The 22,227-nt window shown below is 59.5% G+C and carries 19 protein-coding genes and 3 tRNA genes; 7 read left to right on the top strand and 15 right to left on the bottom strand.

Going from position 1 to position 22,227, the window contains the following annotated elements; all coding sequences use genetic code 11:
- Positions 1-10: 10 nt before the first annotated feature.
- From pheS to IH971_01385, 6 genes are all read left to right on the top strand, one after another.
- Positions 11-1,030, top strand: a complete 1,020-nt coding sequence (pheS, locus tag IH971_01410; protein ID MCH7496494.1) for a phenylalanine--tRNA ligase subunit alpha — start codon at positions 11-13, stop codon at positions 1,028-1,030.
- Entirely contained in the window at positions 1,027-3,423 is a 2,397-nt protein-coding gene (locus IH971_01405; protein MCH7496493.1) for a phenylalanine--tRNA ligase subunit beta, read from the top strand. Before pheS ends, IH971_01405 begins: the two co-directional genes overlap by 4 nt.
- A 22-nt stretch (positions 3,424-3,445) precedes the next feature.
- Positions 3,446-3,757, top strand: coding sequence for a cell division protein ZapA (locus tag IH971_01400; GenBank protein MCH7496492.1), 312 nt, complete (start codon positions 3,446-3,448; stop codon positions 3,755-3,757).
- Positions 3,758-3,882: 125 nt separating this feature from the next.
- A complete protein-coding gene (locus IH971_01395) occupies positions 3,883-4,809 on the top strand; it encodes a bifunctional 5,10-methylenetetrahydrofolate dehydrogenase/5,10-methenyltetrahydrofolate cyclohydrolase (GenBank protein MCH7496491.1) in 927 nt (308 codons plus the stop codon).
- Positions 4,810-4,824: 15 nt separating this feature from the next.
- Complete coding sequence (locus tag IH971_01390; protein MCH7496490.1) at positions 4,825-5,226, top strand: hypothetical protein; 402 nt, start codon at positions 4,825-4,827, stop codon at positions 5,224-5,226.
- Between the two features lie 10 nt (positions 5,227-5,236).
- Positions 5,237-5,310, top strand: a tRNA-Arg gene (locus IH971_01385).
- 67 nt (positions 5,311-5,377) lie between these two features.
- On the opposite strand, the gene dctP is transcribed toward IH971_01385, so the two are convergent.
- Entirely contained in the window at positions 5,378-6,424 is a 1,047-nt protein-coding gene (dctP, locus tag IH971_01380; GenBank protein ID MCH7496489.1) for a TRAP transporter substrate-binding protein DctP, read from the bottom strand.
- Between the two features lie 106 nt (positions 6,425-6,530).
- On the opposite strand from dctP, the gene IH971_01375 reads away from it, so the two are divergent.
- Positions 6,531-6,851, top strand: a complete 321-nt coding sequence (locus tag IH971_01375; GenBank protein ID MCH7496488.1) for a divalent-cation tolerance protein CutA — start codon at positions 6,531-6,533, stop codon at positions 6,849-6,851.
- A 143-nt stretch (positions 6,852-6,994) separates the two neighbouring features.
- Here the strand turns inward: IH971_01375 and IH971_01370 are convergent, their stop codons facing one another.
- The 14 genes from IH971_01370 to infB form a co-directional block, all read right to left on the bottom strand.
- The gene (locus IH971_01370) at positions 6,995-9,412 is read right to left on the bottom strand and encodes a leucine--tRNA ligase (GenBank protein ID MCH7496487.1); all 2,418 of its coding nucleotides are present in this window, start codon (positions 9,410-9,412) and stop codon (positions 6,995-6,997) included.
- A 57-nt stretch (positions 9,413-9,469) separates the two neighbouring features.
- A tRNA-Pro gene (locus IH971_01365) sits at positions 9,470-9,543 on the bottom strand.
- A gap of 84 nt (positions 9,544-9,627) precedes the next feature.
- On the bottom strand, positions 9,628-10,326 hold the full coding sequence (locus IH971_01360) for an SDR family oxidoreductase (GenBank protein MCH7496486.1): 699 nt from the start codon (positions 10,324-10,326) through the stop codon (positions 9,628-9,630).
- Positions 10,327-10,367: 41 nt separating this feature from the next.
- A complete protein-coding gene (locus tag IH971_01355) occupies positions 10,368-10,997 on the bottom strand; it encodes a DedA family protein (GenBank protein MCH7496485.1) in 630 nt (209 codons plus the stop codon).
- The gene (purL, locus tag IH971_01350) at positions 10,997-13,234 is read right to left on the bottom strand and encodes a phosphoribosylformylglycinamidine synthase subunit PurL (protein MCH7496484.1); all 2,238 of its coding nucleotides are present in this window, start codon (positions 13,232-13,234) and stop codon (positions 10,997-10,999) included. Before purL ends, IH971_01355 begins: the two co-directional genes overlap by 1 nt.
- A 167-nt stretch (positions 13,235-13,401) precedes the next feature.
- A tRNA-Pro gene (locus IH971_01345) sits at positions 13,402-13,475 on the bottom strand.
- A gap of 47 nt (positions 13,476-13,522) precedes the next feature.
- Positions 13,523-13,900 carry a MerR family transcriptional regulator gene (locus tag IH971_01340; protein MCH7496483.1) on the bottom strand — a complete coding sequence of 126 codons (378 nt, stop codon included), beginning with the start codon at positions 13,898-13,900 and terminating at the stop codon, positions 13,523-13,525.
- Positions 13,901-14,043: 143 nt separating this feature from the next.
- A complete protein-coding gene (ald, locus tag IH971_01335) occupies positions 14,044-15,159 on the bottom strand; it encodes an alanine dehydrogenase (GenBank protein MCH7496482.1) in 1,116 nt (371 codons plus the stop codon).
- 41 nt (positions 15,160-15,200) lie between these two features.
- Positions 15,201-17,387: a polyribonucleotide nucleotidyltransferase gene (gene pnp, locus IH971_01330; GenBank protein MCH7496481.1), complete on the bottom strand. Its 2,187-nt coding sequence runs from the start codon at positions 17,385-17,387 to the stop codon at positions 15,201-15,203.
- A 57-nt stretch (positions 17,388-17,444) separates the two neighbouring features.
- Positions 17,445-17,714, bottom strand: coding sequence for a 30S ribosomal protein S15 (gene rpsO, locus IH971_01325; GenBank protein ID MCH7496480.1), 270 nt, complete (start codon positions 17,712-17,714; stop codon positions 17,445-17,447).
- Positions 17,698-18,669: a riboflavin biosynthesis protein RibF gene (gene ribF, locus IH971_01320; protein ID MCH7496479.1), complete on the bottom strand. Its 972-nt coding sequence runs from the start codon at positions 18,667-18,669 to the stop codon at positions 17,698-17,700. The genes rpsO and ribF overlap by 17 nt, the downstream gene beginning before the upstream one ends.
- Complete coding sequence (gene truB / locus IH971_01315; protein ID MCH7496478.1) at positions 18,648-19,310, bottom strand: tRNA pseudouridine(55) synthase TruB; 663 nt, start codon at positions 19,308-19,310, stop codon at positions 18,648-18,650. The genes ribF and truB overlap by 22 nt, the downstream gene beginning before the upstream one ends.
- Positions 19,307-19,645, bottom strand: coding sequence for a 30S ribosome-binding factor RbfA (rbfA, locus tag IH971_01310; GenBank protein ID MCH7496477.1), 339 nt, complete (start codon positions 19,643-19,645; stop codon positions 19,307-19,309). The genes truB and rbfA overlap by 4 nt, the downstream gene beginning before the upstream one ends.
- 34 nt (positions 19,646-19,679) lie before the next feature.
- A complete protein-coding gene (infB, locus tag IH971_01305) occupies positions 19,680-22,217 on the bottom strand; it encodes a translation initiation factor IF-2 (protein MCH7496476.1) in 2,538 nt (845 codons plus the stop codon).
- Positions 22,218-22,227: the final 10 nt, after the last annotated feature.

Genomic DNA, 22,227 nt, shown 5'->3' with positions numbered 1-22,227 from the left:
CCCCATGGGTCTGCTCGCGGACATTGAACAGGTCCGTGCGGAGTTCGACCTCCGTCTCGACGCCGTTCAGCGCGGAGACCATGACCGGGAACAGCTGCGCTACACCTTCCTGGGACGCAAGGGCCGGATTGCAGCCCTGTTTGACCAGCTCCCCTCGCTAACCCGGCAAGAGCGCCCGGAGGCGGGCCGCCTGCTCAACGAGCTTAAGACCTACGTCTCGGCCGCCCTCGAAGCGGTTGACAGTGCCGAAACCGGGGGCGAGGAAGCCCGGAGTCAGGCCTTGGACCTTTCCCTGCCCGGGGACCCCCTGCCCTGGGGATCGCGCCACCCGGTCACCCAGATCGAGGATACCATTAAGCATATTTTCTCGCGCCTGGGCTTCTCGGTGTTCTACGGCCCCGAAGTGGAGACCGAATTCTATAATTTTGAGGCCTTGAATTTCCAGCCCGATCATCCGGCCCGGGATATGCAGGACACGTTCTACGTCAAGCCGGGGATCATGCTGCGCACCCATACCTCCAACAACCAGATTCACGCCATGGAGGCCCTGCCGCCACCGCTGCGCATCATCATGCCCGGGAGGGTCTACCGCAACGAGGCTATCAGCGCCCGGAGCTACTGCACCTTTCACCAGATCGAGGGCCTGGTGGTGGATCGCAACGTCTCCATGGGGGAGCTCAAGGGGACGCTGGAACACTTTGCCCGCCAGCTCTATGGGCCGGACACCATGACCCGCTTCCGCCCGAGCTATTTTCCCTTCACCGAACCGAGCGCCGAAATGGACATCTACTGGGGGCTGGAGACCGCTACGGATTTTCGCATCACGAAGGGGACCGGCTGGCTGGAAATTCTCGGCGCCGGGATGGTGCATCCCAACGTGTTTAAGGCCGTCGATCTGGACCCCCTGGAATGGACCGGCTACGCCTTCGGAATGGGACTTGAGCGCATCGCCATGCTCAAGTGGGGCATCGGCGACATCCGCACCTTCTACGAGGGCGACCTGCGCTTTCTGCGTCAGTTCCAGCAGTGAGACTGTCCGTTAGTTGGCTGAAGGAGTTCGTGGATTTCGAACTTGCGCCGGAGGAGCTGGCGGATACCCTTACGGCGCTGGGATTGGAGGCCACCGTCGAGCAGCGCGACTACCCCTTCGAGGGCGTGGTGGTGGGCAGAATCCTCCAGGTGAGCGCCATCCCTGATTCGGACCACCTCACGGTCTGCCGGGTGGACGCGGGCGACGGTCAGCTGTCCATCGTATGCGGCGCGCCCAACGTGGCCGCAGAGGCGCTGGTCCCGGTGGCCACTGTAGGAGCGCGCCTGCCGGGCGGGATGCAGGTCAAGCGGGCCAAGCTGCAGGGCCAGCTCTCTGAGGGCATGCTCTGTGCAGAGGACGAGTTGGGGCTGTCCGGCGATCATACCGGCATCATGATCCTGTCGCCGCAAGCGAAACCGGGGCAGGACTTCAAGGAATACTTACGAGCCACACAGGAGGTTGTGCTGGTTTTGGACCTGACACCCAACCGGGGCGATGCCCTGAGTCACCTGGGGGTAGCCCGCGATCTGGCCGCGAAATTCAACCGCACGGTGAGGCTGCCGTCCATCAAGATCGAGGAAGGCGCAACCGCCATTGAGGAATTGGCCGCCGTGAGCATCTCGGCCCCGGACGGATGCCACCGTTATGCGGCGCGGGTTATTACCGGCCTTCAAATCGGTCCGTCGCCGAGCTGGCTGGTGCAGCGCCTCGAGCCGCTGGGCATGCGGTCCATCAATAACGTGGTGGACGCGTCCAACTACGTGCTCATGGAGTTGGGCCATCCCCTGCACATCTTTGATTATGACCGCCTGGCGGAGCAGCGCATCGAGGTTGCCTTCGCCAAGCATGGCCAGACCTTCACCACGCTGGACGGACAGAAGCGGAAGCTTTCCCGTCACCACCTGTTGATCAAGGACGGCAAGGTGCCGGTGGCATTGGCAGGGATCATGGGCGGGTGGGACTCCGAGATCACCGACACGACCACAAGTATCCTCATAGAAAGCGCCTACTTCAACCCCACCGTCATCCGCCGGGGCGCCAAGTCGCTGGAGCTGGCCACGGAGGCCTCTAAGCGGTTTGAGCGGGACACAGACATTGACGGGCTCCTATTTGCGCTGGAACGCGTGACGAGCCTCATTGCCGAGGTTGCCGGGGGCACGGTTGCCAGGGGCATGATAGACGTATATCCCACGGCTCACGAACCCAAAGTGATCGATCTTTCAGCAGCCTTTACAAACCGCCTGCTGGGAACCCGTCTGCCGGTTGAGGAAATGGCCGCTTACCTGCGCCGGTTGGGCTTACAGGTTGAAGGCAAGGGGCAGGAGGCCCTGCGGTGCACGGTGCCCCCAAGCCGCCCGGAACTGACGGAACAGGTGGACCTGATCGAGGAGATCGCCCGCCTCCTGGGCTATGACAATATTCCGGCCGTCGAGGGGGTCCCCGTACGGTTCCAGGGACTGGCCCAGGATGAGCAGGCACTATTTTCCCAGCTGCGGGAGGCCCTCATTCCGTGGGGCTTTTCCGAACATTTGTCCAACACTCTGACGCGCCATGATTTCGCCAACTGGTTCTCTGAGGGCCGACCCGTGAAGTTGGCGAATCCGCTCAGCGCCGAGCTGGCCTTTCTGCGCACCTCTTTGCTGCCCGGACTGGTGCAGGCCGTGGCATTCAATGAGCGCCGTCAGCTGCACGATATTCAGCTGTTCGAGATTGGTGCTGTTCACCAGCAGGAGTCGAAGGCCTATAATCTGACCCGGGAGAGATTCATGCTGGGACTGGTAGCCACGGTTGGTGCCGGTACCGAAAAGGTGCATTGGAAGCGGCCCGCGAAGCGCGATCTTTATCATCTGAAGGGGGTCACCGAGCAGTTGCTGGTGGCATTGGGCGTACCGGGCATTGCTTTTAAGGCCGCATCGGCGCGGGGACTGACCGCAGCCCTTGAAATTGCCTCCCAGGGCAGGCGACTCGGCCTCATGGGTGAAATCAATTCACAATCCGGCGGCCCCGCGGAGGAGCTGGAGACCCACGTTGCCGCCGTGGAACTGGACCTGACGGAGGTGGCCAAATGTGTCATCCCAAGTGGCTCCGGGTATCAGCAGGTGGCACCCTATCCCGTCGTGGAACGCGACATTGCCGTGGCGCTCCCTGCGGATGTTGCCGCCGGCCAGTTGCTGGACACCATCCGGAAAAAGGGGGGCAAATTTCTCCGTGACGTGAGGGTTTTCGACGTATATTCGGGTGAAGGCGTCGGGGAAGGGAACAAGGGCCTGGCCTTTCGCCTTTATTTTCAGTCCAGCGACCGCACCCTGAAAGACGCTGAAGTCGATGTCCAGATACAGCGTGTCGCCGACGCTCTCCAACGTCGGCACAAGGCCAAGTGGCGCCAGTCGTAAACCGGAGAGGGGAGTACGGCGGATGAGCGACAAGCAGCAGTCCCTGGTACGGGTCACGATATACGGACATGAATACTCCATAAGGGCGGTGGCCGATGCGGACTATATCACCGAGGTTGCGGCCTACGTGGATGAGCGCATGCGTGACACGGAACTCAACCTTGATGGGCCGCAATCGGCGACCCGCATTGCCATACTGACCGCCATGAGCATCAGCGATGAACTGTTCACTGAGCGACGCACGCGCACTGCTTCGCTGGCCCAGATTGAAAACCGCGCAACGGCCCTGGCCAACCTCGTCGATGACGCCCTCGAAGCTCCGGCCGAGGATTGAACCTTTTCCAGTTTAGCCCCTAACCTGAACACCCCTGCACAATTCCATACCCGTCCCAATAGTCCGCGTTTACGGGGCCCACTGGCCACAACTTGCGCCGGGGGCGTACTGGCATAGCCCCGCTCATGACTGCGGCGCAGAAGAGCGGACAGACAGGAGCTGAAACGCGTGTGCTGGCGGGCAAGCCGGTGGCCGAGCGCGTCTTCGAGCGCCTCAAGCCGCGCCTTGCCATTCTGGGCGAGCACGGTGTGGTTCCCGGACTGGCGGTGATCCTAGCTGGTGACGATCCCGCTTCCGCCATCTATGTGCGCTCCAAGACGAAGGCATTTCAACGGCTGGACCTCCGGGCGAAATCCTTCCACCTGCCTGCCTCCGTCACGGAATCAGAGATCCTGGAGCTGGTTGACCAGCTCAACGCAGATAGCCACTTCCACGGGATGCTGGTCCAGTTGCCTTTGCCGCTGCAGATAGATGCCCACAAAGTGCTGGCGCAGGTGTCGCCCCTCAAGGACGTAGACGGGTTTCACCCCGAGAATTTGGGGATGCTCCTGATCGGCAAACCAAGGTTTATCCCTTGCACACCTCAAGGTATTCTTGAGCTACTGGATTACTATGATATCTCCGCCCAGCGGCGCCATGCAGTGGTGGTGGGACGGAGCACCATCGTGGGCAAACCCATGATGGCGCTGCTGGCCAACAAATGGGAACGGGGTAACGCCACGGTGACGCTCTGTCATACAGGTACGCCGAATCTGGGACTGCATACACGGCAGGCGGACCTGCTCATTGTCGCGTCCGGACAGGCTGGACTGGTGCGCCGGTCAATGGTGCAGGCAGGCGTAGATATCATTGATGTTGGCATGAATCGCATTGCGGACGATTCGCCCAAGGGGTATCACCTGGTGGGTGACGTAGATGCGGAATCAGTCCGGGGCCATGCCCGTGCGCTGACGCCCGTGCCGGGGGGAGTTGGCCCGATGACGGTGGCGATGCTGGTAAGGAACACCGTATTGGCGGCGGAAATTAGTATTGGGGGTACTCCCACCCCGTAGGTAAACTTCGTCGACATGGGGTCAACGTCGCAGCAGGAGGTCATGACCATCAGCGATATCGTCGGTGATGTCGTCCAGATATTGCTGAACGAGACGAGCAAGTTGGTTGCATTAGGATTCGAGCAGACCACCCTGTTTCTCCGTGTTGTGGGAATCGACGACATGGGAGTCTGGGTAGCCCATCCCAATTACATTGTGGTCAAGGTCAATGACCCGGAAGGTAAACCTCTGCCGCTGGAGAAGCAGCTCCATGAGCGGGTTGACGCCAATTTCCTGATCCGGTGGGACCAGATAGCCACCATTGTTCATTTTCCGGGCCGGGAGGGGTATGACTTCCCCAGTCCATTCGAGAAACATATCGGTTTCGTGGTGCCGTCCAGCACTGGAGATGAGGCGAGCAGCGAGCCGGTAGCCTAAGCCAGAATTTGCCCCGGTAGCTCAGCTGGATAGAGCGTTGGTCTCCGGAACCAAAGGCCGTGGGTTCGAATCCCGCCCGGGGTACGGCCATCGATCCCCGCTAGCCCCTCGCTAGCGGGGATTTTTATAGGTCGGTGCTCAGGCACGGTGATTATTGAGACGGAGTTGCAACAGGTGGGGGCATTTCCTTGCGCAGCTGCATGACTCGGTCAAACATTGTCGTGTCGGTGAGAAGCCCCCGCAGCTTGTATTCATGCAGCTCCATCCATTCGTGCCACTGGCGGCGCTCATCCTCGGTGATTGACACCACCTGGAGTCCATGCTCCTGCATCACTCTGATCGCTTTATCATCCAGATGCCTGATCTCGTTCTGCATGCGCTCCTGATGCCTGTGTGCCGCCGCCAGCAGCTTGGGTCGCAATTCGGCGGGAATCCTTTCCCAGGCCGTCTTGGTAATGATAAGGGCGCCGGTCATGACCGACCACTTGACGGGATTCATGTTCTTGGCCAGGGCGAACCATTGGAAGGTGGCCGCCGTAAGCGGGGAGGTGCCCAGGGCATCGATGAGGCCCGTCTGTAGCGCAGGCAGCACATCGGTGGCCGCGATGCTGACCGAGTGAAACCCGCCCGATCTCCACAGGCCCTCCACATTGGGCCCACCTGACCAGGTAAAAATGCGCTGCTTTTTCAGGTCTGCAGGAGTGCGGACAGGCTCCCGACTGAACCAGTAGACCCAGCCGACGTCAATCCACGCCAGGACGATGAAGCCGCCAGCCTCGATGCGCCTGGTCAATTCTTCGTCGATCTGATCGCGTAGCCAGTCCAGCTGGTTGTAATCCTCCAGCATCAGGGGCAGCGAAAGGGCCCAGATTCCCTTGTCGATCTCACTCATCCCGGTGCCCGTCATGGCCGCCGCCTGCAAATGATCGAGGCGCATCTTGACGATGAGATCCCGTTCGTCACCCGCTACACCGCCAGGATAAACTTTCACCTTTATCCGGTTATTGGAAATCTTTTCCCAGTCCTGGATGAGGTCCAGGAGTACATCGTGCCAGGGCGAGCCGATGGGGGCGAGGGTGGCCAGCTTGATAACGATGGGTTTTGGAGCCGGGGCCAGAGATAGGCTCAATCCCGCTGTCAGCAGCAATAAAATTAACACATATTTACGCACAGTAAAGTAGCATGCCCGTTCGTCCACTAGTCAAAGTGCCTTTGCGCTGATTAGCTTACATTCCCCAAGGTACGAATGGCAGAACTAAATTTGTCTGCCCGGGCCGACTGGAGTAAAATGGAGTGACTGACATATGGCTGAGGCTCTCAAGATAATACTATCGACTCACGACAACCTCATGCAGGCCCAGGGCCTGGCAAAATTGCTGGTGGAAGACCGCGCCGCCGCCTGTGTGAATATCATACCCGGGATGACCTCAGTTTTTCGCTGGGACGGAGAAGTCCAAGTAGAGAACGAGCTGCTGCTGATTATCAAAACCACGGCGGAAAAGTTGCCCGAGGTGCAAGCATTACTTGAGGAGAATCACAGTTATGATGTGCCGGAGATAATTGAACTGGAGGGGAAGGTACTGCATAAGCCCTACATGGATTGGGTGCGGGACTGTCTAGCGTAGGAACAGTGCGGTAGGTTGGAAGCGCATAAATGTCGCGTAGGGAGCCGAAAGATAATCGCCGGAATAGTCCGGAGTCTTTCCGAGACTGGGTCGTTATGGCGCATAATATATATTCTGTAAAGTTAAAACGATCTCAGACACTCTTAGCGTACCACATAATTCACCACCCGGCCCGGTATAATTATGCGCTTGAGGATCTTCTTGCCGTGAAGGTGGCGTTGTACTGCCTCCTGCTCCCCCGATTCCCGTAAAATCAGTTCCTCGTCCGCGTCAATGGGGACCGTCACCTCCCCGCGGCGCTTGCCATTGACGGTGACGCCCAGCGTCATCGTGTCAGCCGCGCATAGTGCGGGATCGTATGTTGGCCAGGTGACGGCAAAAATACTGCCGGCGTGGCCCGTGAGCTCCCATAGCTCCTCCGCAAGGTGTGGCATGAAAGGCGCAATCAGCGCTATCAGGGTATCGCGCTGCTCCTCATGAATATACTCCTGCTTAACCAGGGCATTGGTGAGTTCCATGATGCGGCTGATGGCGGTATTAAGGTGCAGGGCCTCGAGATCGCCAGTCACCGCTCGTATGGTGGTATGCTGTTTCCGGAGGATGTGGTCAGGTGGCGCCGCCGCTCCATTGAGGGGCAGCTGCGCGATGCGCCAGACGCGCTCCTGAAAGCGGGCCAGGCCGGTTATGCCGCTGGTGTTCCAGTCGCCGCCCTCATGATAAGGGCCCATGAACATGAGATAGGCTCGAAATACATCTGCGCCGTAGCGCTCAATAAATGGGTCGGGCGCGACCACATTTCCCGCCCGCTTGGACATCTTCCTCCCCATATGGGTGATGGTGCCCTGGTGCCTCAGACGTTGAAACGGCTCGTCGAAACGGATGAGGCCGGCCTCATGGAGCGCCTTGGTGATAAACCGCGCATAGAGCAGATGCATGGTGGTGTGTTCGACGCCGCCGATGTACATATCCACGGGCAGCCAGGCGTTCACCCGCTGGGGATTGAACGGGCCGTCCGTGTAGGCGGTGTCCACGTAGCGCAGGAAATACCACGATGAATCCACGAACGTGTCCATCGTGTCGGTATCGCGTCTGGCGGCGGCTCCGCAATCAGGGCAGGTGGTATTGACAAATGATGCCAGCGTAGCCAGGGGCGAGATGTCGCTCCCCTGGGCGGCAGCAAGATCGATCTCCCGGGGCAACAGGACCGGTAGCTGCTCGTATGGCACCGGCACCACGCCGCAATGGTCGCAGTGAATCATGGGAATGGGTGCGCCCCAATAGCGCTGGCGGCTGATGCACCAGTCCCGCAAGCGGTATTGGACCGCCCGTTGGCCCAGACCGCGCTCTTCCAGCAAGACCACGACCTGCTCAAAGGCCGCTCGGGTCGTGAGACCGTTGAGTTCACCAGAATTCAGGGCGAGCCCCTCACCGGGATAGCACACCTCGCCGCCGTGCTCAATGCCATCCGGGGACACCACCTCCACAATGGGCAGTCCATAGGCCTGGGCAAAGGCAAAATCGCGCTCGTCGCTACCTGGCACGGCCATGATGGCGCCGGTCCCATAGCCGCCCAGCACGTAGTCGGCGATCCAGATGGGAATCGGCCGCTCCGTAAAGGGATTGATGGCGTAGGCCCCGGTAAAAACGCCCGTCTTGGCCTGCCCCTGGGCTATGCGGTCGCGCTCGGTTTGGGCCCTGGTAGCGGCCTGATAGGCCTGCACCGCCTGGCTTTGCTCCGTCGAGGTGATGATGTCCACCAAGTCAAGCTCGGGCGCGAGCACCAGGTAAGTAGCACCAAAAACGGTATCGGGTCGGGTGGTGAAAACCTTGATTTCGCTGCCGGCCCGCCCCTCGACCTGGAAACTGATGTCGGCACCCTCCGAGCGGCCAATCCAGTTGCGCTGCATGGCCTTGGTGCGCTCGGGCCAGTCGATGCGGTCCAGCCCTTCCAGCAGCTGGTCGGCGTAGCGGGTAATCTTGAAAAACCACTGGCGCAGGTCCTTTTGGATGACCGCCGTTCCGCAGCGCTCGCAGCGGCCATCATTGACCTGCTCATTGGCCAGCACCGTTTCGTCGAAGGGGCACCAGTTTACCGGCGCCTCTTCCTGGACTGCCAGCCCCAGCTCGTAGAGCTTGAGGAAGAGCCACTGAGTCCACCGGTAGTAGTCGGGGTGGCTGGTGTCCACGTAGCTTTCCCAGTCGTACATGGCGCCGATGCGCTTGAGTTGACCGAGCATGGTCTTAATATTGGCGGCGGTGCTCTCAGCGGGATGGATCCCGTGCTTGATGGCATAATTTTCCGCCGGGAGGCCGAACGCGTCAAAGCCCTGGGGCTGGAAGATGTCATAGCCCTGCATTTTCTTGAAGCGGGTCCAGGTGTCGGCGGGGCCGTAGTTGTACCAGTGACCGATGTGCAGGCGGTCGCCGGAGGGGTAGCTATACATGGTGAGGCTATAGAATTTACGCCCCGGGTTATCCATGTCAGGGTGGTGAGCGCCGGATTCCTCCCAGCGCCGCTGCCATTTGGCCTCCACCGTTCTAAAAGGGTATTTGCCGCTCATTATTTTCGACTGGGAGCCCCATCAAAAAGGCCCAGCGCTCTCCGCTGAGCCTGTGCGTCGGGGCAGCGAGATTCGAACTCGCGACCTCTTCGTCCCGAACGAAGCGCGCTACCGGGCTGCGCCATGCCCCGCACAAGTGCTCATCCTCCGACAGAAATTACGGGCACCGCCGGGCAGCCACAAGGCCCCAGCCAACGCCGCGTGCGTTGCGGGGGCTACCACGGAATCTCCTCGCCATCCCAGGCCAGAAACCGGCCCGTGTCGCTGGCGCTCAGACCGGCGATGACTGCAAGCATGCCCTGAACCGAGGTGTCGACCGAAATTCTGGCGTTCGGTCCCCCCATATCGGTCCGCACCCAGCCGGGATGGATGACTACTGAGATGATGCCCGCGCCGGCCAGGTCCACCGCCAACGACTTGTTCACCATGTTCAGCGCCGCCTTGCTGGCCCTGTAGGCATAGCTGCCGCCGCTGCCGTTATCGTCTACCGACCCCATGCGGGAGGTGATGTTGATAATGGCCGGGCGGCGACCTTTTTTCAGCAGCGGCAGGAGCGCCTGGGATACCAGCAGCGGCCCCACTGTATTTACCCGTAGCGTAGCCAGGAGATCATCGGGCTGCAGGCCACCCAGGTTCTGCCGCCCACCCCCCACGCCGGCGTTGTTGATGAGCAGGTCAAGGCCGTCCGTCAAGCCCTGGAGCGTTGCGGCCGCGCTGTTCACGGCAGCTGGATCAGTTACATCCAATGGCACGACGGAGAGTTGGTCGCCGTGCTCATGCTGTAGCGCGTTGAGCTCGTAGGCCTGTTCGGGATTGCGGCAGCCGGCAAAGACGCGGTCGCCACGGGCCAATAGGTGGCGCACCAACCCGAAGCCAATGCCACGGTTGGCGCCGGTTATGAAGCTGCGCTGCATGACTAACCCCTTTCTCCAAGCATTCTGAACTGTTTCACGGGCTAAATCCAGAAGGTGATAACAACAAATCCACCCACCAGCAGGGCAGCAAACACGACCGCCATCAGATTGAAGTGCTTGTCGATGAGCCCCTTGATGGGCGGGCCAGAGAAATAGATCAGGGCGCCAACGCCAAAGAAACGCAAGCCCCGCCCGAGAATGGAAGCGATGGCAAATGTGCCCAGGTTGAAGTGCAGCAGGCCGGAAGCGATGGTAAAGACTTTGTAGGGTATGGGCGTCAACGCCGCCAGGAACACGCCCCAGAAGCCGTAGGTCTCATATTGTGTCCGGATCCAGTCAACGGTCGTCTCCTGCTGATAGAATACCACCAGCGGCTTACCCACCGCTTCCCAGCCGAAGTAGCCGATGCCATAACCCAGGAACGCACCGGCGATGGATCCACCCGTGCACAGCGCCGCGAACCAGAACGCCCGGGACGGCAGGGATATGGCCAGGGCGATCAGCAGTATGTCAGGCGGGATGGGAAAAAAGGAAGACTCGGCAAAGGCCAGCAGAAACAGGGCCGGTGCGCCATAGGGTGTTTCCGCCCAGTGGAGCACCCAGTCGTAAAGGCGCCGGAGGGGGTTGGGCCGGGCGGAAACCGGAGTGGCAGGCAGGACATTGTCCGCCATCAGCTGTCTGCCTGTCCCTGCATGGTGGCAGCGAGGCTGTCAAAATATGCCTGGCGCAGAGCATCCCGGCCTAATTCGACAATGTCGTTGATGCGCAGGCGGTCGCTAGCGGTGACCCTGCCGATGGTAATGCAGGGCACCTGATCGTCCATGGCGACGCGTTGGAGGGGCAGCAAATCTTCCTCGGCGACCGAGACGATGATGGTGCTCTGGCTCTCGCCGAAAAGCAGTTCGTCGTTTCGCAGCCGGCGGGTGAGATGTACCTCCAGGCCGAAGCCATCCGGCGCCGCCAGCAGTGATTCCACCAGGCAGACGGCCAGACCACCATCAGAGATATCGTGGGCCGAGCGGATGATCCCCTGCCGGATGGCTTCGAGGCAGACCCCTTGGACATGGGTCTCTGTCTCCAGGTCCAGTCCCGGCGGCGACCCGGCGACCCGCCCGTGCGCCATTTCCAAATATTCGCTGCCACCCAACTCACCGTTGATGGAGCCCAGCACGACCACAAAGTCGCCTAGCTCCTTGAAGCCGGGAGTGGTAATGTGGGCCAGGTCCTCAATGAGGCCCAGCATGCCGATGACGGGAGTGGGATATACGGCCCCGGCGGGGTTCTCGTTATAAAAACTGACGTTGCCCCCGGTAACGGGGGTGTTCAGCAGCCGGCAGGCCTCCCCCATCCCTGCGACGGCTTCCTTGAACTGGTAGTAGATCTCCGGATCGTTGGGATTGCCGAAGTTGAGGCAGTTGGTGATGGCCACCGGTCGGGCGCCAACGCAGACCACATTGCGGGCCGCCTCCGCCACCGCCAGCATGCCGCCGCTGTGGGGGTTGAGCCATGTGTAGCGGCCGTTACCGTCGGTGGTGAGGGCCAGCGCCTTGCGGGTGCCCTTCAGCCTGATGACGGCAGCATCCGCCCCGGGCCCCACGGCCGTGTTGGTGCGTACAGTGCTGTCATATTGATCGAAGACAAGCCCCTTGTGGGTGATATTAGGTTGGGCCAGGAGCCGGAGCAGGACGTCATTGAAATCGTCTGGTTCAGGCAAACTGGCCAGCTCCAATTGGGAGGCTTCCCGCAGGTAGACAGGCGTCGTGGCGGGCAGGTCGTACTGCGGCGCGCCACCACCGAGCACCAACGATTTACAGGGCACATCCGCAACCACCTGACCGTGGATGGCCACTTCCAACCGGCGCGTGTCGGTCACCACCCCTATCTGCGTACAGGCCAGGTCCCAGCGCTCAAAAATTTGCTCCAACTCCTGTTCAAATCCCTTTTGAATGACCACGAGCATACGTTCCTGGGACTCGGACAGCATGATTTCATACGGGGTCATGCCTTCCTCGCGCAGGGGCACGTTGTGCAAATCCAGCCGAATGCCGGCCTTACCCTTCGCCGCCATTTCGGCGCAGCTGCAGGTGATGCCCGCGGCCCCCAGATCCTGCATCCCTACCAAGAATGGACGCTTGGCCAATTCAAGCGCAGCTTCCAGGAGCAGTTTTTCCGTGAATGGGTCCCCCACCTGCACGTTACTCTTGCGCGATTCGGAAGTATCGCTGAGCTCCTCGCTCGCAAACGTAGCTCCGTGAATGCCGTCTCGGCCGGTCTTGCTGCCCACCAGGAAGACGGGATTGCCGGCGCCACTGGCGATGGCCCGGACCACACGATCGTGGCGCACAAGCCCGACAGCCATGGCGTTTACCAGCGGATTGCCCTGGTACCCAGCGGATACGAACAGCTCACCCCCCACGGTTGGCACGCCCAGGCAGTTGCCGTAGTCGCCAATCCCTTGGACGATACGTTCCATCAGGTAACGATTGTGGGGGTCGTCCAGACTGCCGAATCGTAGCGAGTCCAGACAGGCGATCGGTCGGGCGCCCATGGTAAAAATGTCCCGCATGATGCCGCCAACCCCGGTAGCGGCCCCCTGGTAAGGCTCAACGGCCGAGGGATGGTTGTGGCTCTCAATCTTGAACGCCACCGCCAGCCCGTCCCCTACGTCCACGAGACCGGCGTTCTCCTCACCGGCGTCTACCAGCAGGCGGCCACCCGAGCGGGGGAGGGTTTTCAGCACTCGGATGGAACTCTTATAGGAGCAATGCTCGCTCCACATGACGGAAAAAATGCCCAGCTCTGTGAAACTGGGCGCGCGTCCTAGAATGGAGTTGACTTGGTCATACTCCTCCTGCGAGAGGCCATGATCAAGGGCGAGCTCCACCGTGACGGCCGGTTCGGAAGGGATTTGGGTCGTGGTTGTCACTTTTGGGACCAGTCAGGGACCCCAAAGGGACCCCGTAACAGCCCAAATTTTACACTATTTGATAGTATTTCCGTTGGTAAAGCTTAGATACGGAAGCATCCCCGTTGGACATCACCCGACCCACATCATTTCTCGACGGAAGACGCGTGTCGGAACGGCGGGATTTGAACCCGCGACCCCTTGACCCCCAGTCAAGTGCGCTACCGGGCTGCGCCACGTTCCGTTGGCAAGCAGAATTTACTTAGGGGAGCGTTACGGCACAATGGCCGCTCATTTCTGTTGGCGGATATAATCCAGCAGTTCAGCAAGGGATTGCTGCACATTCTTGAGGGTATTGCGAGCCATCTCATGTTTCCGGATGGCGCTGGCCGATGCCAACGAATTCGAGGCTCCATCGTTATCGGACTGCCGGCTCTTAAAATGCTGCCGGGCCCCTTCAATCGTAAATCTTTCCTCATAGAGCAGACGCTTGATATCCAAAATAATGCTGATATTTTTCTCCGTATAGATACGATTGCCGGCGCGATTTTTTGCGGGAGCCAGATTGGGAAACTCGGTTTCCCAGTACCGCAGAACGTATGACTTCAGGCCGGTGATTTCACTGACCTCGCCGATGGAGTAGTACAGTTTTTTGACGTCTGTAGTCAGGGGAGCCTCTAGGGCAAGTGATTTAAAGTACTACTTTAGTGTAAAGACAGATTCGCGTTGAAGCAAGGAGTTTTTCAAGGACTCCTTGCACCTGGGGAGCTCTATCGGTGCCGGGGAGCTCGCTCCTCAGGCAGTGCTGATCTCTAGCGCAGTAGAGTCAGAGGATCTGTATAGTCCTCTTCCAGTGCGGCCGCCATGGCCTGATGGGTGATCTGGTGCTTGTAAATGTTGAGCCCCTTGAGCAGGGCATCATCGGACATTAATGCCGGCGCGGGCCCCAGCTGTGCGATTCGTTCCACATAGGGGTAGGTGGAATTGGTGAGCGCTCGGGTGGCCGTATTGGGAACCGCACTGGGCATATTGGTCACGCAATAGTGGATGACGCCATCGACCACAAACGTAGGGTCCTCATGGGTGGTGGGACGACCGGTCTCCACGCAGCCGCCCTGGTCGATGGAGACATCCACAAGGACCGAGCCCGCCTGCATGAAGCTGAGCATGTCCCGGGTGACAAGTTTGGGTGCCTTCGCCCCCACCAACAAGACCGCGCCAATAAGCAGGTCCGTGGCGGGAAGCAGTTCCCGCAGGGTGGCGGGGTCAGAATAGCGCGTGGTTACATTTTTGGGCATGATATCATCCAGATGCCTGAGGTGGTTCACATCCACATCGAGAACATAAACGCGGGCACCCATGCCGGCGGCGATCTTCGCGGCATTTAAGCCTACAATGCCGCCACCCAGGATAGTGACTGTGGCCGGCTCTACGCCGGGCACTCCGCCCAACAATACCCCGCGGCCCCCATTGCTGCTCTCCAGCATTCGGGCTCCCTCCTGAATCGCCATGCGTCCGGCGACTTCGGACATGGGGGTGAGCAGAGGCAGTTCGCCGTTGGCCAATTGGACTGTTTCGTAGGCGATGGCCGTGGCGCCGCTGTCCCGAAAGCGCTCGGTGAGCTCGCGATCAGCCGCGAAATGAAAGTAGGTGAACATGACCTGATCGGAGTGGATCATGTCCAGCTCCTCAGATTGGGGCTCCTTGACTTTGACGATGAGCTCCGCCTGCTCGAATATTTCGCGGGCTGATGGGAGAATAGCGGCCCCCACGCGGACATAGTCTTCGTCGTCAAAGCCGCTCCCCTGCCCCCCCAGGTGCTGGACGAGCACCCGATGCCCCTTGCGGATCAGGTGCTCCACACCGAAGGGCGTGAGGGCAATCCGGTTCTCTTGAGGCTTAATCTCTTTGGGAACGCCAATGATCATAAGGACATTTCGCAGCCGCGGTTCGGCTGTGGGCCAGGAAGTTAAGAGCGTGGCCGGCGGTTGCCGCGACCTCCACGGGGAGGACCTCCCGATCTTTCTCGACGCGCTCCGAAGCCTGAACTTCTATCCCGCTTGGGAGGCTCGGTCCAACCATCAGGTTTTTCCAACAGCGCTTTGCGACTGAAGTCCAGGCGGCCCAAATCGTCAATCTTGACCAGCTTCACATCGAGCTCATCGCCGATCTTGACCACGTCAGTGACTCGATCGACTCGACGCCATTCCAGTTCCGAGATGTGCACCAGTCCTTCCTTGCCGGGAGCTATCTCCACAAAGGCACCGAAGTCCATGATGCGCTTCACCTTGCCGTGGTAGGTGGTTCCCACCTCTGGCGCCTTGATGATAAGTTCAACCATACGGGCAGCCTCATCGAGCGCGTCATCTCCTTTTCCACTGACAACGACGGTACCCTCGTCATCCACGTCCACAGTGCACCCAGTCTCCCGAGTGATGGCCTTGATGATTCGACCGCCGGGACCGATGAGCTCACCGATGCGATCACGTTCAATGGTGAAATGGACGATGCGTGGGGCATAGGGACTCATTTCGGGACGGGGGGCATCCAGCGCCACAAGCATGATATCAAGAATATGCAAACGCCCTGTGCGCGCCTGTTCAAGGGCGTCCCGCAAAGTATCCAGGCTGATGCCCTCTGTCTTCAGGTCCATCTGGATGGAATTGATCCCGTCACGGGTGCCGGCCACCTTGAAATCCATGTCGCCCAGGTGGTCCTCGGTTCCCAGAATGTCTGAAAGAATCACCTGCTTTTTGCCCTCCATGATCAGCCCCATGGCAATGCCGGCGACGGGTGCGGTGATGGGCACCCCCGCATCCATGAGCGCCATGCAACAAGCACAGACGGTGGCCATGGAGGAGCTTCCATTGGACTCCAGAATCTCGGAAACCAGGCGGATGGTGTAGGGGAAGTCCTCAAAGGCGGGGAGCACCTTTTGCAGGGCTCGCCCGGCCAGGTGACCGTGCCCAATCTCCCTTCGGCTGGTCCCCCGCATCGGCTTGACTTCACCTACGGAGAAGGGCGGGAAATTGTAGTGCAGCATGTAGTTATTGTAATAGCTGCCTTCAATGTCATCAATGAGCTGTTCGTCCCTCCTGGAGCCCAGGGTGGCAACGGCAAGTGCCTGGGTCTCGCCGCGGGTGAACAGCGATGAGCCGTGGGTGCGGGGAAGTATCCCGGTCTCCACGGTAATAGGCCGGATTTCATCGTTCCTGCGCCCGTCTGCCCGCACGCCGCCCAGCGTCCGCTGGCGCAGGTCATCCCGCAGCAGTTCAGAGATGCGCTTGCCGATGGCCTTTTCCTGCTCCGGATACTCCTCAGCGAGCTGGGCCTGGACTTCCTCAACAAACGCGTCAATATCGCCATAGTGAGCGGCCTTGTCTTTGGGGCTGTTAAGATCGTCGGTCCGTGGAGCCACCAGCGCATCTACCGCCTTATGCAAAGCCTCGTCAATGGCGGGTGGATCAAATGTCCGCTTGGTCTTCCCCGCCTCGGCCACAAGCTCTTCAATCAGCTCGACGATCTCCTTGATGGCTTCGTGTCCATATTGCATGCCCGTGACCAAATCGCCTTCAGATATCTGGTCAGCTTCGCCCTCCACCATGACGATGCCAGCTTTGTTCCCGGCCACCACCATATTCAGCTGGCTCGTCTCGAGCTCCTCGTTCGTGGGGTTCAGGCGTGGCTTCCCGTCAAACCAGCCCACCCGAACCGCCGCCAGCGTCCCCCCCCAGGGGATGTCTGAGATGCTCAGAGCGGCCGAGGCACCGATGACGCCCAGGATGTCGGGCGTATTCTCGGTATCTGCCGATAGTATGTTGATAATGACTTGGGTTTCGCTCAGGAAACCGTCGGGAAACAGCGGTCGGATAGGCCGGTCGGTAAGGCGCGCGCCGCGAATTTCCTTCTCAGTGGGTCGCCCTTCGCGCTTAAAGAAACCGCCCGGTATACGGCCGGCGGCATACGTTTTCTCCCGGTACTCTACCGACAGTGGGAAGAACCCCCGGTCAGGTGCAACTTTTTTTGATGCAACGGCTGTGACCAAGGCTACGGTATCGGCGTAGCTGACCAGGACAGCTCCGTCAGCTTGCTTGGCCATGCGGCCGGTTTCTATGGACAGGGTCCTGCCCGCCAATTCTAGGCTCTTGACAATCATGTTATTCTTTCTATGCGTGTATTGTTTTATGATTCAATTTCTATGCGATCAGATGGCTCAGCGCCGCAGGCCGAGGTCCTTGATTAATTTTGAATAGGCTGGCAGGTTGGTGCGACGTAAATATTTAAGCAGCCTGCGCCGGTGGCCCACCATCATGATGAGTCCCCGTCGGCTATGGTTATCTTTTTTGTGAATTTGGGCATGCTCGGTTAGCTCTACAATGCGCTCACTGAGCAGCCCGATCTGCACTTCCGGCGAGCCAGTATCGGCAGCACTGCGGCCAAACTTTTTGACCAGCTCCTTTTTCTTCTCACTGGACAGAGGCATACTGCTGTTCTCCTAACGGTAATTGAGCGACCCAGGACCGGGCAGCCAGTTTGTCGCGCTCCAATTGGGCGTGCAGCGCGTCCGGTCCGGTGAATTTCTGCTCACTCCGGAGCCGGTGATGGAACCTGAAAGCCAACTGGCGTCCGTAGAGATCCTTTTCGGGCGGGCTAAAGAAATGAGCCTCAACGGTCAAAACCTTACCGTTAAAGGTTGGCCTGAAGCCCACATTGCACATGCCGAAGACGATTTGACCACCCATATCGGTTGAGACAACATAGACGCCGCGCATCGGAATGAGCTGCAGGGGTTCATCCAGTCGCAGGTTGGCCGTGGGAAAATCAATCGACCGCCCGCGCCCGTCCCCTCTTACAACCTCGCCGGCCAGTTCATAGGGCCAGCCCAGGAGTGTTTCGGCCTCCTCGCAGCGACCCTCCCGCAGGAGTTGACGGATACGGGAACTGCTGACGGGCTCACCCAGGATGTTCACTTGGTCAACGACATCCACCTCGTACTGCTGTACCGCTGCCTGTTCGCGGATGTAAGCCGTATTACCTTTACGCTCGTGGCCGAAGTGGTGGTCGTAGCCAACCACAATGTGTGCCGGGTTGAAGTACTTCATTACCACCTGCTCGAGAAATGCCTGCGGGCCAAGGCGGCTGAATGGCTTGTCAAATGTTACCACAGCCACCAGGTCGACCCCAGCAGCATCCAAGAGCAAGAGCTTCTTGGCTAATGTAGCCAGCACTTCAAAACTTGCGCTGTCCCTAGGGGCCAGCACCTGCTTTGGGTGCGGATCAAAGGTCAAAACCGCAGCTGGAACACGGTGCTCGCTAGCCCGGGCGACCAGTTGCTCAATGACGGCCAGATGTCCGCGGTGCAAGCCGTCAAAGGTACCAATGGTGAGGGCCGATGCTTCCAGGGCTGGGATATCCTCTAGGCGGCGGTAGGTATCCATGAATCCAATTGGTCCATTTTAATGGCCTCCCGGACGCCATACTGGCCCACTCGCGTTCGGGTCAGGGCAGATAGGTAGCCCACAGTATCAAGGGCGCGGGCCAAATCTGATCCGAGCACGCGAATATAGGTGCCCCTGCCACAGGTCACTCGTATGACCAGCTCATCAGGGGGACGCCAAGCGACCAGGTCGATGCCGTAAACCGTGACGGTGCGGGGCTGCCGCGGAACAGTCCGGCCTTCACGTGCCAGTTGATACAGCCGGCGCCCATTGACTTTCAGCGCCGAAAACATGGGCGGCACCTGTTCGATCTCACCTGTGAAGCGGTCAACTGCCTCCAGAATGTCGCTACGGGACAGGTCAGGCACGGGGGCGGTTTCCGTGATAGTGCCAGTGGGATCAAGCGTATCCGTGGTGCGGCCCAACTTCAGGTGCGCCAGATATTCCTTCTCCAATTCCATGAGCTGGGCTACCCGTTTCGTGGCCGACCCAAAACAGACCAGTAACACGCCGTCGGCGAAGGGGTCCAAGGTTCCGGTATGGCCCACTTTCTTGACTTGGGCGACATGCCGTACCTTGCGGACCACATCAAACGACGTCCAGTGTACCGGCTTCCAGAAGGGCTGTACAAAACCGGTCATGGGCCGCCTTCTCCGCCGCCATCCTGAATATTCTCCAGCAGGGCATGAATTTTGGACGAGCGCTCCAGGGATTTGTCCAGATGGAAGCGCAGCTCCGGCACATACTTGGCCTGCAGGGCGGAGCCCAGGTGGTAACGAATGACCTTCCTGTTGCGGAAAAGTTCCCGCATGACTTCCTGCTCGCCGGTCTTGGGTTCGAGCAGACTCAGATAGATGCGGGCAATTCGCAAATCTTTGGTCATTTCAACCCGGGAGACTGTCAACATGGTCACGGAGGTAATGGGTACTTTGGTAAGAAAAATGTCGCCCATAAGGCGCTGGACTTGCTCGGACATACGAACAGCCCTGGGAACGGCCGTAGTGCGGCGATCAGGCAAGGGTCCGCTTCACCTCTTTCACTTCGTATAGCTCCAAGGTATCGCCTTCTTCAAAATCAGAAAAGCCTTCCACGCCGATGCCACACTCAAACCCTTCCTGGACTTCTTTCACGTCGTCCTTGAAACGTTTCAGGGAGATGATTTCCCCCTCGTGGACAAGTTCGCCGTCCCGCTTGACCCGCACCAGCGCGTTTCGGACTGCCTTGCCCTCCTTCAGGTAGCAGCCCGCGACGATCCCCACCCCGGATACCCGGAACACGGCCCGCACCTCCGCCAAACCCAAGGTCTCCTCCACCTGTTCGGGTTCCAGAAGACCTTCCAGCGCCAGTTTGATCTCGCTGACGGCATTGTAAATGATATCGTAGCCGCGGATATCGACTTTATCTTTCTTGGCCAGGACCTTGGCGCCGGGCGACGTGCCGACACCAAAGGCGATGATGACCGCGCCAGATGCCGTGGCAAGGAGCACATCATTTTCGCTGACCATGCCTACACCGCGATGGATGATATCCACGGCCACTTCCCCGGTGGAGAGGTCTTGGAGCGAGTCGGCAAGTGCCTCCAGCGAGCCATCGACATCCGCTTTGAGCAGGATCGACAACTGGCGGATGGCGCCGGTGGCGATTTGCGAGGAAATTTCATCCAGTGTACGAATGCTCTTGCGGCGATATTCGATCTCACGTCGCAACCGGGAGCGCTCCATGCTGATGCGCTTGGCCTCGCGCTCATCCTCAAATACAATAAAGCGGTCGCCGGCCTGGGGTACCCGCTCAAAGCCCTGGACTTGCACCGGATCGGAGGGCAGGGCCTGTTTAACCCGAACACCGTGCTCATCCTGCATGGCCCTCACGCGCCCAATCTGGCTGCCGCACAGAAACGTCTCGCCCTGTCTCAGCGTACCCGACTGAACCAGCACAGTGGCTACCGGGCCCAGGCCACGATCCAGTTTCGACTCGATAATCGTACCTACGCCCGCTGAATCTCTATTGGCCTGGAGGTCCAATATCTCTGCCTCCAAGAGAATCTTGTCCAGCAAGTCTTCGATACCGGTCCCCATTTTTGCAGATACTTCAGCACTCTGAATCTTGCCGCCCCAGTCCTCCACCAGTACTTTCTGATCGGCCAGCTCGCGCTTGACCCGTTCCACGTCCGCATCGGGCTTATCGATTTTGTTGATGGCAACGACCAGATGCACGCCGGCGGCGCGAGCGTGATTAATCGCCTCAATCGTCTGGGGCATCACGGCATCATCTGCGGCTACCACGAGAATGACAATGTCGGTGACCTGTGCCCCTCGCGCCCGCATGGCCGTGAAGGCCTCATGGCCAGGCGTGTCGAGAAAGGTTATCTGCTGTCCATCGGGCAGTACGACGCTGTAGGCACCGATGTGCTGCGTGATTCCACCTGACTCGCCCTGAGCCACTTCAGAGGACCGGATGTGATCCAGAAGCGAAGTCTTGCCATGGTCTACATGACCCATGACGGTAACCACTGGAGGCCGAGCTACGGCCCCATCGCTATCGGTCTTGGATGCGATTTCCTGTAGGATAGTATCGTCATTGAGGACGTCCTCTTCCTGGATCGCAAATTCGAACACGTCAGCCAGCAGGGTCAGTGTCTCAAGATCCAACCGCTGGTTGATGGTTGCCATAATGCCGAGCTCCAGGCAACTGCTTATGACCTCCATGGGGGAAACATCCATGGCGGAGGCCAATTCGGAGACGGACATGAATTCGTGAATTCTGATGGTGGTCCGCCCCTCCGCGGAGGCGGCATCTGCGTCCTTCTCAATTCGCTCGCGTCTTGGGGGTCGGCGCTTTTTTTCACGCGCGGACATGCTGGCCAAGGTCTGACGCAGGGTCTGCTCCACCGATTTCGAACGTGCCGCCGGCTCCTTCTTATCCTTTCTGCCGGGAAGTCGCTGGCGCCCTTGGGCAATCTTGCTCTCAATTTCACTGATGACGATACGCTTGAGTTTGGGCTTTGCCGTTTCAACAGTCGGAATCTTACTGTCGCCCTTGAGAGCATCCTTTATGCCTGCCTCCGCCCCGTCTGGGGCTGTGCCTGCATCTGCGGGGCCCGACTCAAGCTCCTCAGCCTTGGGGCTGGTAACAGCCATCTCCGCTGGCTCAGATTTGGGCGCCGCTTTCCCCGCTGTCTCGGCCAGTTCCTGCTGTGCAATGTGGGCGGCTTCCTCAAGCGCCTTCTTGGCTACCTCCGCCTCTTGCGCCTCGAGTTTTTGTTGCTCCTCAAGGCTGAGAATGCGATCAAAGCGTGCTTTGGTACCCGTATCTTCGCGACGCAAGAGCTCGGCACCCCGCCGGGCGAGTTCCTTGCGCTTACGGTCCTCAATCACCATCTCTTTGGCGAACTCACCCAAGATGCGCTCGAGAACCTCGGGCTCCACAGGTGACATATGGCTAGCGACGGCGACCCCTTCCCGCTCCAGGAAATCGATGATCTCGGTGTGGGAAATATTCAGATCCTTGGCGATCTGAAATATCCGCTTTTTCTTGCTGGCCTGTTCCATGTTTCGGGGG

Source organism: Candidatus Neomarinimicrobiota bacterium (assembly GCA_022560655.1).
Lineage (GTDB): Bacteria > Fidelibacterota > Marinisomatia > SCGC-AAA003-L08 > TS1B11 > JADFSS01.
The sequence above is the reverse complement of the archived record's forward strand: the minus strand, read 5'-3'. Positions and strand labels throughout refer to the sequence as shown.

What these genes read in the sequence shown, in the direction of transcription:
- IH971_01400 (MCH7496492.1), top strand. Translation starts at nt 3,446, where the DNA reads ATGAGCGACAAGCAGCAGTCCCTGGTACGGGTCACGATATACGGACAT.
- IH971_01395 (MCH7496491.1), top strand. Translation starts at nt 3,883, where the DNA reads ATGACTGCGGCGCAGAAGAGCGGACAGACAGGAGCTGAAACGCGTGTG.
- IH971_01390 (MCH7496490.1), top strand. Translation starts at nt 4,825, where the DNA reads ATGGGGTCAACGTCGCAGCAGGAGGTCATGACCATCAGCGATATCGTC.
- IH971_01375 (MCH7496488.1), top strand. Translation starts at nt 6,531, where the DNA reads ATGGCTGAGGCTCTCAAGATAATACTATCGACTCACGACAACCTCATG.
- IH971_01370 (MCH7496487.1), bottom strand. Translation starts at nt 9,412, where the DNA reads ATGAGCGGCAAATACCCTTTTAGAACGGTGGAGGCCAAATGGCAGCGG.
- IH971_01360 (MCH7496486.1), bottom strand. Translation starts at nt 10,326, where the DNA reads ATGCAGCGCAGCTTCATAACCGGCGCCAACCGTGGCATTGGCTTCGGG.
- IH971_01355 (MCH7496485.1), bottom strand. Translation starts at nt 10,997, where the DNA reads ATGGCGGACAATGTCCTGCCTGCCACTCCGGTTTCCGCCCGGCCCAAC.
- ald (MCH7496482.1), bottom strand. Translation starts at nt 15,159, where the DNA reads ATGATCATTGGCGTTCCCAAAGAGATTAAGCCTCAAGAGAACCGGATT.
- pnp (MCH7496481.1), bottom strand. Translation starts at nt 17,387, where the DNA reads ATGATTGTCAAGAGCCTAGAATTGGCGGGCAGGACCCTGTCCATAGAA.
- rpsO (MCH7496480.1), bottom strand. Translation starts at nt 17,714, where the DNA reads ATGCCTCTGTCCAGTGAGAAGAAAAAGGAGCTGGTCAAAAAGTTTGGC.
- ribF (MCH7496479.1), bottom strand. Translation starts at nt 18,669, where the DNA reads ATGGATACCTACCGCCGCCTAGAGGATATCCCAGCCCTGGAAGCATCG.
- truB (MCH7496478.1), bottom strand. Translation starts at nt 19,310, where the DNA reads ATGACCGGTTTTGTACAGCCCTTCTGGAAGCCGGTACACTGGACGTCG.
- rbfA (MCH7496477.1), bottom strand. Translation starts at nt 19,645, where the DNA reads ATGTCCGAGCAAGTCCAGCGCCTTATGGGCGACATTTTTCTTACCAAA.
- infB (MCH7496476.1), bottom strand. Translation starts at nt 22,217, where the DNA reads ATGGAACAGGCCAGCAAGAAAAAGCGGATATTTCAGATCGCCAAGGAT.